This is a genomic window from Arhodomonas sp. KWT (genome assembly GCF_010993615.1).
This window is the reverse complement of the sequence record NZ_WNXE01000001.1, coordinates 10,821-23,702: the sequence shown is the minus strand read 5'-3', so window position 1 is coordinate 23,702 and position 12,882 is coordinate 10,821. Positions and strand designations below refer to the sequence as shown.

The following is a 12,882-nucleotide window of genomic DNA, read 5'->3' as shown; positions in this document are numbered from 1 at the left end:
TGGCGTGCCTTTGCGCGTGGCTTTCGGAGAGGGATGGGATGTCGCACACGGCCTCGCGGCCGTGCACGACCTACCGGCTGGGGTGGCGAACGCCGGCGGTGTGCGTTTTCGGGCCAGCGCAGCGGGCGCGTGGCACACCGCCGCTCGCCGTGCATGGCCCGCCCGGTGTGGTAGGTCGTGCGCCGAAGGCGTGCGACGTTCTCGTGCCGGATACCGTTCCTTGCAACCGCGAGTGCGATCCACGATGGTCGAACGACACGAATCGATCATCGGGGAACGCAGGGATGCGATACCGACGCCCATGGATACCGGGTGGTTCCTATTTCTTTACCGTTGTGACCTACCGGCGGCGGGCCGTGCTGTGCGACGCGGGCATCCGCGCCCTGCTCGGTGCCGCGATCCGCGGAACGCGCGAGCGCCGGCCGTTTCGCATGGAGGCGATCACGCTGCTGCCGGACCATCTTCACTGCGTGTGGACGTTGCCACCGGACGATGCCGATTTCGCCACCCGCTGGAGCCTGATCAAACGGGCCGTGACGGCGGGCGCGCAGCGCGGACGCATCTGGCAACCGAGGTTCTGGGAGCACTGTATCCGCGACGAGGCTGACTTCCGCAACCACCTCGATTATGTCCATTACAATCCGGTTCGCCACGGCCTCGTGGCCTGTCCGGCGGCGTGGCCGTGGTCGAGTTTTCATCGACTGGTACGCGCGGGTGTGTACCCGCCGTATTGGGGCGAGCAGGTGCCGTCCCTACCACCGCATGTCGGGCGTGAGTGAGTGGTGGGGTTGCAGGTGCCATGTCGCAGGCGGTTGGAGGCGCGCCCGACGGGGGATGTCGCACACGGCCTTTGGCCGTGCACGACCTACCGATGTTGGCGGACGGAGCAGCCGCCCACGTCCGCTCGCCGTGCATAGCCCGCCGGATGGGTAGGTCGTGCGCCGAAGGCGTGCGACGTTCTCGCCCCGGTAGGCGGGATGTCGCACACGGCCTCGCGGCCGTGCACGACCTACCGGGGGTGGCGGACGGAGCCGCACACGGCCGGTCGCCGTGCACGAGCTACCGGAATGGGGTCTTATGCGGGCTTACAGGTAGTTGAACAGGCTCATGCCCTGGATCTTGGAGTAACTCTGCTGGGCTGCCTGCATGCCGGTAAGGCGTCGTGAGAACTCGGAGATGGCGCTGGCGTAATCCAGGTCCTGGATCGTACTGCGCGCGCTCTTGAGCTCCAGCGCCGCGGCCTCGTTGGCATTGCGCTCGCTGTCCAGGCCGTTCAGCCGGCCGCCCACCTCGGCGCGGATCCGCTCGACGTTCTCCAGACCGGCGTCGACTTCCGCGAGCGCCCGGTCGCCGGCGGCCTGGAACGCACTCCGCCCCTGCTCCGTGTCGCTGGCGTTTTCCAGCGCGCTCGCGAACCGCTCGACCGCATCGAACATCGAGCGATCGCTGTCCGCCTGAATGGTGAGCGCATCGCCGTCCGCCGGCTGGCCGTGCAGGGTCAGCTCCACGCCCTGTTCTGGGAGCTGGATGCTCCGGCCGGCCTCGTAACGCCCGGTTATGGCGTTGCCGTCGCTGTCGGTAACCGCGTTGCCGCTGTCGTCGACGACCGCATAGTCGAACCCGCCGTCGGCGGTTTCCGTGAACCGGACCTCGTAGCCGGAGACGTCCTCGCGCTGGGTGACCGACGTGTTGACCGCCACTGCCGCCGTGGCCGTACCGGTGCTTCCTGTAGTGGCCGTCACCTTGTAGCTGGCCGGCATGTCCATGAAGGTCTCATAACCGGTATGGGTCGTCTCCATGCTCCGGCCGGCTCCCACCTGCAGACGGCGGGCGGTCTGGTCACCGGCATACTGGACGGTATCGTCCGCCTGCGTCTGGAACGGGCGAGTACCGCTCTGGGCACCGGCGAAAAGGTATTCGCCATTGCCGTCGGTGGTGTTGCCAAGCTGAACGAGGTGCTTCCACTGCTCGCGGACCTCGGCGGCGATCTTCTTGCGGTCCTCCGCCGTATTGCTGTCGTTCTTCGCCTGAACGGCGAGCTCGCGCACCCGCTGGAGAGTCGAGCTGACCTCGTTCAGGGTCGACTCCTCCAGCCCCATCCGCGACTCGGCAGCATCGATGTTGCGGTTGTAACGCTCCGTGCTCTCGATGCTCTGGGCGAGCTCCAGGACCCGCGCCGCACCGGACGGGTCGTCCGACGGGCTGAGTATGCGCTTGCCCGAGGCAATCTGCTCCTGGACCTTCGAGAGGGTGTTCTGCTGGTCAAGCAGCGCATTGAGGGCGGTCTGGTGATACTGGTTGGTAGAGATGCGGACCATGATCAGCCTCGTGTCGCCGACAGCAGCGCGTCGAAGGTGGTGCGGGCGATGGAGATGGACTGTGCGGCGGCCTGGTAGGCCTGCTGGAAGCGCATGAGGTCCGCCGCCTCCTCATCGAGGTTCACGCCGGAGACCTCGTCACGGGCGGCCCTCGCCTGCTCCAGCACGGATTCCTGGGCATCGCGGCCGGTCTGCGCCTGCAGGGTCTTCGTGCCGACCTCGCCGACCAGCCCGGCATAGAATTCCTGCAGGGTCGTGTCACCGCCGTCGAACACGCCCTGCTCGGCGATGTCGCCGAGGGCCACGGCATTGCTGCTGTCACCCACGGCGCCGGTATTGCGCTCCAGGGTGAACGCGTCGCCGACCTCGGGACGGCCGCTCAACGCGCCCGAGACGGTGGCAGTATTGCCACCGCCGAGCGCGACGTCCACCGAGAACGCCTTGCCCGCGGCGTCAGTCGCGGGATCGTAGGCGATCGTAACCGGGTTGCCGGCGCCATCGTTCACCGCGTTGCCGCCGCCGTCCACCAGCTCGTAGCCCGTGCCACCACCGGGCAGGCTGTCGGTGTATTCCAGCCGGTAGGCCGGCCCGCCCGACGGCAGACCGTCGATGCTGTCGACGCTGAAATCGTCGACAGCCGCATCACCGTCGTTGCCGCTGACCTCGCCCACCCGCAGCGGGGCGGCGACAGCGACCTGGCTGGCCCGGTCGATGGCGACCCGCATGCCTGTCGCGGCGTCCTGCAGTGGATCGACGCTGATGGTCGCACCATCGGAGGCACCGGAAACCTTACCCATGTCCAGGTTCATTCCGGCAAACGAGACGACCTGGTCATTGTCCTGAAACGTCTGCGTGTCGCCGGTGGCGACGTTCTCCGCAGTCCACTGCGAGCTCGCCTGGTCGAAGGTCAGGCGCACCCCGTTCAGGGCCGGTTCGCTCTCGGGGTCGAAGGCCGCAAATCCGCTGTCAACGGTGGCACCGTCGGCGACGCTGCCGGGCCCGCCCAGCGAGAACAGGTCGCCGCCGAGGCCCCCTTCGTTGCCGCCTCCGAACTGCAGGCCGTCGCGATGCTGGGCATTGAACGTCTGCGCCAGGCCGGCGGCCATGCGGTCGATCTCCTCGCGGGTCGGGTTGAGTACATTCTCGCGATAGTCGAGCAGACCGCCGATCTCGCCACCGCCTATCTGGCGGGAAATGTCGGTGGTACCGCCGGAGCGGGTGGTGATCGCAACGTTCAGCCGAGTCGGGTCACCGTCGGGACGGACGGTGGTCAGCTCGGAGTTGCTGAATCCGGAAACCAGTGTCTGGCCGGTGCCCACGAAAACGTTCAGCGAACCGTCGCTCGCCTCCACCGTGCGGGTGTCCACGAGTCCGGAGAGCTCGCGGACGAGCTGGTCACGCTGGTCGAGCAGGTCGTTCGGCGGCTCGCCGAAGCGCCCGCTCTGTACCGAGATCTCCTGGTTGAGGTCCGCAATCGAGCCCGCGAGCTGGTTCACCTCGGCGGTCTTGCCCTTGAGCTGGGTATTGACGTCGTCATTGAAACCGCGGAGCTGCTCACCGACACCGCGGAAACGGCTGGAGAGGTTGCGCGCCTGCGTGAGCAGCGTATCCCGACTGGTCGCCGACGATGGATCCGCGGCGACATCCTGGACCGCGCCGTAGAAATCCTGCAGGGCGCTGGAGATCCCCGAGGATTCGTCGCCGAGCATGTCGTCGATCCGCCCGGCGCTGTTGGCCAGGGTCTCCAGGCGCTGGTACTCGGACGTGTTGCGCTGTACCGAGGTCTCCCGGGTCTGGTCGAAGATCCGGCGCACGGTCTCCACCTCCACGCCGCTGCCGGAGAAGCCGTTGCCCGCACCAAGGGGCGTACGGGTGGCGAACTCCGTGCGCTGACGGCTGTAGCCATCGGTGTTGACGTTGGAGATGTTGTGCGAGGTGGTGTTCATCGCGCGCTGCAGGGCCTGCAGCGCGGAGACACCGTTTTCGAATACACCCATACCGGTTCCCTCGTCGGGCCCCTCGCGCGCTCACGCGGGGTACATGTCAGGTTGTCGACCGTTCGCCGGAATCCTTGAGACCCGCCATCGTGTCCCGGAGGGTGGGACCGTCAAGGATCCGGCGCAGTTTTTCCGAATAACGCGGGTCCGTCGCGTAGCCGGCGTCCTCCAGGGCGTCGGCGAATCCGGCGGGATCGTCGTCGCCCGCGTTCAACGCGTCGCGATAGCGGGGATTGCTCTGCAGGAAGTCCGCATAGTCTGCAAAGGCCTCGTCAACCGAGCGGTAGGCGCGGAACTCGGCCTGCTCGCGCACCGCCGCGCCGTCGCGGTATTCCAGCGTCGGCACCCGCACCCGGGCGCCCTGCCAGCCGTGGGCCTTGATGTTGAACATGTTGAAGCTCGGACTGCCGTCAGCGGCCTGCAGGGTTCTCGCCCCCCAGCCCGTCTCGAGGGCCGCCTGGGCCACCAGGGCCTCGGGGGGGACGCCAAGGCGCTCCGCGGTACGCCGGGCCGCGGGGAGGACGTCCTCGACAAAGGCCTGGGGGCTCTCCCAGCGTCCGCCACCGTCATCGCTGTCCGTTGCCCCGACGCTCTCGTCGGTCTGCCCGGCGGTGCCGCTCCCGGAAGCGGCGGCATCCGCCCCGGCGGCCGCCCAGCCGGTCGGCGGGGCAGCGGCGGGTACGGCCCGCTGCCGGTAATCCGCCAGTGACGTCCCGTTAACCACGCCCGCGCCGCCCTCGGCCTGGCCCCGCATCTGGCGCTCGACCATGGCGGCGATACCGAAGCCCTGACCGTCGGCGGTCTGCATCGCCACCTGCTTGTCGAAGAGCTGCTGGTACTGGCGCGTGGCGTTATTGGAGAACATCCCACCGTCACCGATGGAGGCATCGCGCATGCCCTTGAGCATCATCTGCACGAACAGCGACTCGAACTGCTTCGCCACCTGCCGGACGGCGTCCTCCCCGCCGGAACGGGCGTCCCGGCGCAAACGCGTCAGGTCGCCGGAGTTGACGGCGTTGTAGCCTCCCAGTCCATCGGCACGCATGGCGACGGCCTCAGATCACTATCAGCTCGGCACGCAGGGCGCCGGCCTTGCGCAGTGCCTGGAGGATGGCGACCAGGTCGCTGGGAGAGGCACCCACGCGGTTGACGGCATTGACGATCTCCGAGAGCTGGGTGCCGGGGCCGAACAGGAACATGGGGTTGTTCTCCTGATCGACCTGTACCCCGCTGTTCGGTGTGACCGTGGTCTGCCCCTGAGAGAGGGGCTCGGGCTGGCTGACCTGGGGATTCTCGGTGATGGTGACGGTCAGACTGCCATGACTCACCGCCGCGGCGCGCACCTCGACCTGGTTGCCGATCACCACGGTACCGGTGCGCGAATTGATGATCACCTTGGCCGGCGCCTCGCCGGGGTCGATCTCCAGGTTCTCAAGGAAGGAGACGAAACTCACCCGGGAGTCCCGGTTCGCAGGGGCACGCACGCTCACGGTGGCGGCGTCCATGGCGCTGGCGGTGCCGTCGCCGAGCTTGCCATTGACCTTGGCAGCGACACGTTTGGCGGTGGTGAAGTCCGGGGTGTGGAGGTTGAGCATCACCGTGCGACCCTTGCCGAAGCTGTCCGGCACCGTGCGTTCGACGGTGGCGCCGTTGGGGACCCGGCCGCTGGTCGGGATATTGACGGTGACGTTGGAGCCGTCGTTGCCGCCGGCGCTGAAGCCTCCGACGAGGAGATTGCCCTGGGCCATGGCGTAGACGCGGCCGTCCGCGCCCTTGAGCGGGGTCATCAGCAGGCTGCCGCCACGCAGGCTGTCGGCATTGCCGATGGAGGAGACCGTGACGTCGATGCGCTGGCCCGGCTTGACGAAGGGCGGGAGCTCGGCGCTGACCATCACCGCCGCGACGTTCTCGACCTGCAGGTTCTGGTCCGCCGGCAGGGTCACGCCCTGGCTGGCGAGCATCGACTTGATGCTCTGCACGGTGAACGGGGTCTGGCTCGTGCGGTCGCCGCTGCCGTTGAGGCCGACCACGAGGCCGTAGCCGACGAGCTGGTTCTCACGCACCCCCTGCACGGAGGCGAGGTCCTTGATCCGTTCCGACCAGGCCGGCGGCACGGCGAGCATCAGCGCGGTGAGCACGAGGAGAATGAGTCGCGTGCGTGTCATGTTCATGCCCTCAGAACGGCCAGACCACACTCAGGAAGAAGCGTCCCAGCCAGCCCATGCGACTGCTCGACGCCAGCGCACCGGAACCGGTGTAGCTGACACGGGCGTTGGCGACGCGGGTGGAGGAGACGGTGTTCTGTGCATCAATGTCGTCCGGCCGGACCACCCCGGAGATGGTGACGTACTCCTCGCCCCGGTTCAGCGTGATCTGCTTCTGCCCCCGGATGACGAGATTGCCGTTGCGCTGCACGCGGACGACGGTGGCCGTCACCGTGCCCGACAGGGCGTTGCTCTGGGACGCGGAGCCGCCGCCGTCGAAGTCCTGCTCGCTCTGCACATCAAACGACAGCGGATTGCCGTCGACCGTGGGCGTCTTCCCCGCGAGGGTCGGCGACGGCATGCTGTAGCTGGAGCTGCGGCCGAGCGCCATGTTGGCGTTCTTGCTCGCGTCGGTCTCCTCCTCGAGCCGCACCGTCACGATGTCGCCGACGCGATGGGCGACGCGGTTCTCGAACAGCCGCGTATCCAGCCCTGGCTGGTAAATCGCGCCATTGTCCTGCTGCTCCGGCTCATAGAGCTTGGGCTGGGGCAACGGCTCCGGCGGTGTGCGTGGCGTGCTCGCGCAGCCGACGAGGAACAGCGCCACCAACAGGCAGGCGAGCAGCCCGCGCAGCGTGCCGGCACGGCCGCCACCCGCAGCGGACCATGACGTCACGCAGGTCGGCTGCTCCCGGCAACCGACATCCCGGGCCGTGTGCGACACGGCACGCCCGGCGCCCCGCGGGGCGCCATCGGAGAAGTCGCACGCCTTCGGCGCACGACCTACCGGGGCTACGCCTTGCCCGTAGGTCGGCTGCTCCTGGCAGCCGACATCCCGGGCCGTGGGCGACACGGCACGCCCAGCACCCCGCGGGGCACCGTCGGAGACGTCGCACGCCTTCGGCGCACAACCTACCGGGGCTACGCCTTTCCCGTAGGTCGGCTGCTCCTCGCAGCCGACGTCCCGGGCCGTGGGCGACACGGCACGCCCGGCGCCACGCGGGGCGCCATCGGAGAAGTCGCACGCCTTCGGCGCACGACCTACCTGGGCTACGCCTTGCCCGTAGGTCGGCTGCTCCCGGCAACCGACATCCCGGGCCGTGTGCGACACGGCACGCCCGGCGCCCCGCGGGGCGCCATCGGAGAAGTCGCACGCCTTCGGCGCACGACCTACCGGGGCTACGCCTTGCCCGTAGGTCGGCTGCTCCTGGCAGCCGACATCCCGGGCCGTGGGCGACACGGCACGCCCGGCGCCACGCGGGGCGCCATCGGAGAAGTCGCACGCCTTCGGCGCACGACCTACCTGCGCTACGCCTTGCCCGTAGGTCGGCTGCTCCCGGCAACCGACATCCCGGGCCGTGTGCGACACGGCACGCCCGGCGCCCCGCGGGGCGCCATCGGAGAAGTCGCACGCCTTCGGCGCACGACCTACGGGAACCGGCGAGGCGGTCGGCTGCCCGCTCCCGCGCCCTCGATCCGCCTCTGGCCGGTCTGTTGTCTCGAAGGTCATGTTGAATGCCCCGCCCACCTGCGGTGATTACAGGTTGTTGGTCATGAACTGGAGCATGCCGTCCGTGGTGGAGATCGCACGGGTGTTGGTCTCGAACGCCCGCTGGGTCTCGATCATATTCACCAGCTCTTCGGCGATGTTGACGTTGGAGCTCTCCAGCGAGCCCTGCTGGATACTCCCCAGGCCGTTGAGCCCCGGGGTACCGGTCTGCGGCGTGCCACTGGCCCCGGTCTCCACGAACAGGTTCTGACCGACGGGCTTGAGCCCGGCGGGGTTCACGAAGCCCGCGAGCTCCACGGTACCCACCTGGGTGGACTGGGCCTGGCCGGCGGTCTTGACGGAAACGGTACCGTCCTGGCCGATGGTCACGCTCTGGGCGTCGTCCGGGATGGTGATGTTGGGCACCACGGAGAGACCGTTCTTGGTGACGAGCTGGCCCTGGCTGTCGACCTGGAACGAGCCGTCCCGGGTGTAGGCGATCGTGCCGTCGGGCTGCAGCACCTGGAAGAAGCCGTCCCCGTTGATGGCCATGTCCAGGGCGTTCCCCGTCTGCTGGATGTTGCCCTGGGTGTGCATCTTCTCCGTGGCGGCCACGCGCACGCCGGTCCCGACCATCAGCCCGGAGGGCAGCTGCGCGTCCTGCGTGGTCTGGCCGCCGGCCTGGCGGACGGTCTGGTAGACGAGGTCCTCGAACTTCGCCCGGTCCTGCTTGAAGCCGGTGGTGTTCACGTTGGCCAGGTTATTGGAGACCACGGACATCCGCGTCTGCTGCGCGTCCATCCCCGTCTTGGCCACCCAGAGTGCCGGATTCATGGTTCATTCCTCCCGCGCGTATCCGCGCGCATCGATCCCGTCGTGGCTAAACCGTTGCAACTCTCATGCCGCATCAGCCGCCGCTGCGCAGCAGTCGCTGTCCGGCCTCGTCCGTCTGGCGCGCCGTCTCGATCATCTTGATGTAGCTCTCGAAGCGGCGGGCATGGTCGATCATCTGCACCAGCGCGTCCGTGGCATTGACGTTGCTGGACTCAAGCGCGCCGGAAACCACTTTCACACCGGCGTCGGCATCGGCAGTGCCGCCGCCGGCGAGCCGGAACAGCCCGTCCTCGCCCTTGCGCAGCTGCCGGGTCGGCGGATCCACCAGCTTGAGCCGGTCAACCACCGCCATGGCATTGGCGCTCTGCCCCTTGGGCACGACGCTGATGGTGCCGTCCTGACCGATCTCGACCTTCTCCGCCGGTGGGATGGCCACGGGGCCGTTCTCCCCCATGACCAGCTCGCCGGCTCCGGTCTCCAGCAGGCCGCCCTGGGTGACGCGGAAGTCGCCACGGCGGGTGTAGGCCTCGGTCCCATCGGCCGCCTGGACGGTGAACCAGCCGTTGCCGCTGATCGCGGCGTCCAGGTCACGCCCGGTGGTCTTCAGCGCCCCCTCGGTGAAATCACTGCCGGTGCGCGTCTCCACGCCGTAGACACGGCTCGGGCGCACCGGGCCGTGAACGTCGCGACTGGTCAGTGCCTCCAGGTCCGCGCGAAAGCCGGTGGTGTTCGCGTTGGCGAGGTTGTTGCTGGTAACCCGCTGCTGTTCGAGGGCGTATTTCGCCCCCGCCATCGCGATGTAGGCCATGCGATCCATGGTCTCTGCCTCCTTCGGGCGCGAGCCTGTGCCTGCGCCGCCGGCACGGCCGGCGTGCCGCGGCGCAGACGCTCACCGCTCACGAGCGGATATTGAGGATCTCCTGGGTGATCTGGTTCTGGGTCGAGATCATCTGGGAGTTCGCCTGATAGTTGCGCTGGGCGGTGATCATGCTCACCAGCTCCTCGGTGATGTCGACATTGGACTGCTCCAGCGCCCCCGGCTCCAGCGATCCCGTCCCCGAGGAGCCCGGCGCGGCGACCACGGGCGTGCCGGACTGGAAGGTCTCCACCCAGCTCGTGTCGCCCACCTGCTGAAGCTGCTCGGGGGCCGGGAAACGCGCCAGTGCCACCTGCCCCAGCGCCTCGGTCTGGCCGTTGGTGAAGCGCGCGATGATGCGCCCGTCCGCCTCGACGCCCAGGCCGGTGAACTGGCCGGCGGCGTAGCCGTTCTGGCGCAGCTGCTTGACCTCGAAGGGGGAGCCGAACTGGGTGAGGTCCTCGACGTTCAGCGAGAGATCGAGGTCCGCGACGTTGCCGCTTAGCGGGACCGCGCCCGACGTCAGGGTGTCGTTCGCCGGCGCCGTCAGCTGACCCTGGGTGTCGAACGACACGGTACCCATGTCGATCTCGTTGCCAGGACTCCCGACACCGGAGGCCCCATCGACGGTCGCCTGGACGTTCCACTGATTCGAGCCGGTCTTGCGGAAATACAGCGTCGTCAGGTGATCACCGCCCTGGGAGTCGTACAGGGTGGTCGACGTGGAGAAGTTATAGGTCTCGGGATCACCGGAATCGAACGGGTTGGTCAGGGCGTCCGCGGTGGCGTCGAGATTGGCCGACAACCGCATCTCGTTGGACGCCTGGGGTGCGACGTTGCCGATATTGACCTGCAGCGGCCCCTGCGCCCCGGTGATATTGCCCTCGCCGTCCGCCTGGAAACCGGTGAGCTGGCGGCCGTTCGCATCGACGATGTAGCCGTCCTTGTCGAGACTGAACGCACCGTTTCGGGTGTACTGCGTCTCCCCGCCGTCGCTCACGCGGAAGAACCCCTCGCCGTTGACGGCCAGATCCAGGCTGCGACCGGTGAAGTCGAACTGCCCCTGGGAAAACTGCTGACGGGTATTGGCCAGGCGCACGCCCTGCCCCACCGCGGTCTGCGAGACCCCCAGGTTGCTGGAAGCGAAGATATCCGCGAACTCGGTCCGCGAGGACTTGAAGCCCGTCGTCTGGCTGTTCGCCACGTTGTTGCCGGAAACATCGAGGTCCGATGCCGCGGCCTTGAGACCGGTGAGAGCCGTTCCGAAAGACATGCCTTGTGCCTCCCCTTACTGAACCTTGCGTACATCGGACAGCGAGATATCGCCCACGCCGTCGACGGTGAGTGTCGGCGTACGGCCGTTGCCCGCCAGGGCAACGCTGGTGACCTCGCCGGCGATGCGTACCGGTTGCGTAGTCACCCCGTCCGTCGTGGTGGTCTCGGCGACCACCTGGTAATCGCCACTGGGCAGGCGCTCGCCGTTCGCGTTCTCGCCGTCCCAGGAGAAATCCACCGAGCCCGCATCCTGGGCGCCGAGCGCCATCTCCGCGACACGGGTGCCGGTACCGTCGACGATGGATACCGTCAAATTGCCGACTCCGGCGTCCAGCTCCACGGTGCCGCTGAGCTCGCCGTCCTGGGGCAGATGCCCCGTGTCGCTCTCGGCGGTGACCTTGCGGCCGACCAGGCCGGCCGCCTGCAGCGACTGGCTGGCGGTCATGGAGGACTGGAAGTCGGAGAACGAGCTCTGCAGGGACTGGATGCCCGACGCCGATGTGAACTGGGCCATCTGCGACATGAACTCCGCGTTCTCCATCGGGTTCATCGGGTCCTGATTCTGCAGCTGGGTGGTCATCAGCTTGAGGAAGTCCTGCTGGCCGAGCTCCGTGCGGTCGTTCTCTGCCTGGCTGGACGACATGGCAGCCTGCTGCGAGGCACTGCTCGTGCCGGTCACCGTGGTCATGGCGTTCTCCTTAGCGTCCGAGACGCAGCGTCTGGAGCATCAGATCGCGGGAGGTGGACATCACCTCGACGCTGTTCTGGTACGAGCGCGAGGCCGAGATCATGTTGACCATCTCCTCGACCGGGTTGACGTTCGAGCGATAGACATAGCCCTCGTTATCGGCCTGCGGGCTGTTGGGCCGGTAAAGCTCCTGCACCGGTGCCTCGCTCTCGACCACGCCGCGCACCTCCACCGGCACCGCACCGGCGTCGCCGTCGCGTGCCTGGGCCGCCTGCAACGCCGCCGAGAAGACCGGCTGGCGCGCCCGGTAGGCCTGCTCCGGCGACGAGGCCGTGGTCTCGGCGTTGGCGAGGTTGCTCGCCGTGAGATTCAGCCGCAGGGACTGGGCACTCATCGCCGAGCCCGCGACGTCGAAGACATTGAACATGGACATGGGCTACTCCCCCTTGATCGCGCCGATGATGCCCTTGATGTCGTCACCGAGCATGCTGAGGGCGGCCTGGTACTGGGTGGTGGCCTCCGCGAACTTCGCCTGCTCGCGGTGGACCTCCACGGTGTTGCCGTCGAGGGAGGGATTGGCAGGCACGCGGTACTGCACCGAGGCGCTCGTGCCCGCGGCGCCGCTACCGAGATGCGCCGGCGACGTCCGCGCGAGCGCCAGCGCACCGCCGCCGGCGCCGTCCAGGGCCTTGCGGAAATCGATGTCCCGCGCCTTGTAGCCGGGGGTATCGGCGTTGGCGATGTTGCCGCTTATCAGCTGCGTGCGCTCGGACTGCACCTGCAGGGCGTCGGCAGCGACGCCGAAAACCCGATCCATCGTGATGCTCATGCCCGGTCACCTCCTGCGATGATTCCGGGTCAGGCAGATGCAACAGACGTGCCAGCTAGCGCGAGCGCCTCGACCACCGGAGGGTTACAGGTCGAAACGTGTAGGTCGGGCACGGCCGTCAGGCCGTGTGCGAGAAGACGGCCTGTCCTCCGCGACGTCGCACGCCTTCGGCGCACGACCTACCCGCCCGGCTCGCCGAATCCCGCGTCCGGGACGCAGGTCTCACACCACCAGCCGAAGGGGTCAAGGCCGAAACAGATGGGCCGGGCACAGCCGCAGGCCGTGTGCGACAGGCCGGATCAACCCGGAAACGATCAGTCCTTGCGGCGGTACACCACGCCGGGATGGCAGCGCACCATCTCGAATTCCGTGAGCTCCCTGGGCAGGGACTC

12 protein-coding genes are annotated in these 12,882 nt (G+C 68.0%); 1 reads left to right on the top strand and 11 read right to left on the bottom strand.

Features of this window, described 5'->3' with window-relative positions; translation table 11 throughout:
- The first annotated feature begins 284 nt into the window (after positions 1–284).
- The gene (locus tag G7A99_RS00120) at positions 285–779 is read left to right on the top strand and encodes a transposase (RefSeq protein WP_026320969.1); all 495 of its coding nucleotides are present in this window, start codon (positions 285–287) and stop codon (positions 777–779) included.
- Between the two features lie 306 nt (positions 780–1,085).
- Here G7A99_RS00120 and flgL read toward each other — a convergent pair whose 3' ends face one another.
- From flgL to flgB, 11 genes are all read right to left on the bottom strand, one after another.
- Positions 1,086–2,318 carry a flagellar hook-associated protein FlgL gene (gene flgL / locus G7A99_RS00115; protein WP_163138568.1) on the bottom strand — a complete coding sequence of 411 codons (1,233 nt, stop codon included), beginning with the start codon at positions 2,316–2,318 and terminating at the stop codon, positions 1,086–1,088.
- 2 nt (positions 2,319–2,320) lie between these two features.
- Positions 2,321–4,315 carry a flagellar hook-associated protein FlgK gene (flgK, locus tag G7A99_RS00110; RefSeq protein WP_163138567.1) on the bottom strand — a complete coding sequence of 665 codons (1,995 nt, stop codon included), beginning with the start codon at positions 4,313–4,315 and terminating at the stop codon, positions 2,321–2,323.
- Between the two features lie 46 nt (positions 4,316–4,361).
- A complete protein-coding gene (flgJ, locus tag G7A99_RS00105) occupies positions 4,362–5,360 on the bottom strand; it encodes a flagellar assembly peptidoglycan hydrolase FlgJ (RefSeq protein WP_163138566.1) in 999 nt (332 codons plus the stop codon).
- Between the two features lie 10 nt (positions 5,361–5,370).
- Positions 5,371–6,486, bottom strand: coding sequence for a flagellar basal body P-ring protein FlgI (locus tag G7A99_RS00100; RefSeq protein ID WP_018717351.1), 1,116 nt, complete (start codon positions 6,484–6,486; stop codon positions 5,371–5,373).
- 4 nt (positions 6,487–6,490) lie between these two features.
- On the bottom strand, positions 6,491–7,195 hold the full coding sequence (locus tag G7A99_RS25020; RefSeq protein WP_240466039.1) for a flagellar basal body L-ring protein FlgH: 705 nt from the start codon (positions 7,193–7,195) through the stop codon (positions 6,491–6,493).
- An 861-nt stretch (positions 7,196–8,056) separates the two neighbouring features.
- Positions 8,057–8,842 carry a flagellar basal-body rod protein FlgG gene (gene flgG / locus G7A99_RS00090; protein WP_018717349.1) on the bottom strand — a complete coding sequence of 262 codons (786 nt, stop codon included), beginning with the start codon at positions 8,840–8,842 and terminating at the stop codon, positions 8,057–8,059.
- A 73-nt stretch (positions 8,843–8,915) separates the two neighbouring features.
- Positions 8,916–9,659 carry a flagellar basal-body rod protein FlgF gene (gene flgF / locus G7A99_RS00085; protein WP_018717348.1) on the bottom strand — a complete coding sequence of 248 codons (744 nt, stop codon included), beginning with the start codon at positions 9,657–9,659 and terminating at the stop codon, positions 8,916–8,918.
- Positions 9,660–9,738: 79 nt separating this feature from the next.
- A complete protein-coding gene (flgE, locus tag G7A99_RS00080; RefSeq protein WP_018717347.1) occupies positions 9,739–10,971 on the bottom strand; it encodes a flagellar hook protein FlgE in 1,233 nt (410 codons plus the stop codon).
- A gap of 15 nt (positions 10,972–10,986) precedes the next feature.
- Positions 10,987–11,661: a flagellar hook assembly protein FlgD gene (locus G7A99_RS00075; RefSeq protein WP_018717346.1), complete on the bottom strand. Its 675-nt coding sequence runs from the start codon at positions 11,659–11,661 to the stop codon at positions 10,987–10,989.
- Between the two features lie 10 nt (positions 11,662–11,671).
- Positions 11,672–12,094, bottom strand: coding sequence for a flagellar basal body rod protein FlgC (gene flgC, locus G7A99_RS00070; RefSeq protein WP_018717345.1), 423 nt, complete (start codon positions 12,092–12,094; stop codon positions 11,672–11,674).
- A gap of 3 nt (positions 12,095–12,097) precedes the next feature.
- The gene (flgB, locus tag G7A99_RS00065) at positions 12,098–12,490 is read right to left on the bottom strand and encodes a flagellar basal body rod protein FlgB (RefSeq protein WP_163138564.1); all 393 of its coding nucleotides are present in this window, start codon (positions 12,488–12,490) and stop codon (positions 12,098–12,100) included.
- Positions 12,491–12,882 lie beyond the last annotated feature (392 nt).

Bases quoted from the DNA above. Each gene is read 5' to 3' on its own strand.
- G7A99_RS00120 (WP_026320969.1), top strand. From the start codon at position 285: ATGCGATACCGACGCCCATGGATACCGGGTGGTTCCTATTTCTTTACC.
- flgL (WP_163138568.1), bottom strand. From the start codon at position 2,318: ATGGTCCGCATCTCTACCAACCAGTATCACCAGACCGCCCTCAATGCG.
- flgK (WP_163138567.1), bottom strand. From the start codon at position 4,315: ATGGGTGTATTCGAAAACGGTGTCTCCGCGCTGCAGGCCCTGCAGCGC.
- flgJ (WP_163138566.1), bottom strand. From the start codon at position 5,360: ATGCGTGCCGATGGACTGGGAGGCTACAACGCCGTCAACTCCGGCGAC.
- G7A99_RS00100 (WP_018717351.1), bottom strand. From the start codon at position 6,486: ATGAACATGACACGCACGCGACTCATTCTCCTCGTGCTCACCGCGCTG.
- flgG (WP_018717349.1), bottom strand. From the start codon at position 8,842: ATGAATCCGGCACTCTGGGTGGCCAAGACGGGGATGGACGCGCAGCAG.
- flgF (WP_018717348.1), bottom strand. From the start codon at position 9,659: ATGGATCGCATGGCCTACATCGCGATGGCGGGGGCGAAATACGCCCTC.
- flgE (WP_018717347.1), bottom strand. From the start codon at position 10,971: ATGTCTTTCGGAACGGCTCTCACCGGTCTCAAGGCCGCGGCATCGGAC.
- G7A99_RS00075 (WP_018717346.1), bottom strand. From the start codon at position 11,661: ATGACCACGGTGACCGGCACGAGCAGTGCCTCGCAGCAGGCTGCCATG.
- flgC (WP_018717345.1), bottom strand. From the start codon at position 12,094: ATGTCCATGTTCAATGTCTTCGACGTCGCGGGCTCGGCGATGAGTGCC.
- flgB (WP_163138564.1), bottom strand. From the start codon at position 12,490: ATGAGCATCACGATGGATCGGGTTTTCGGCGTCGCTGCCGACGCCCTG.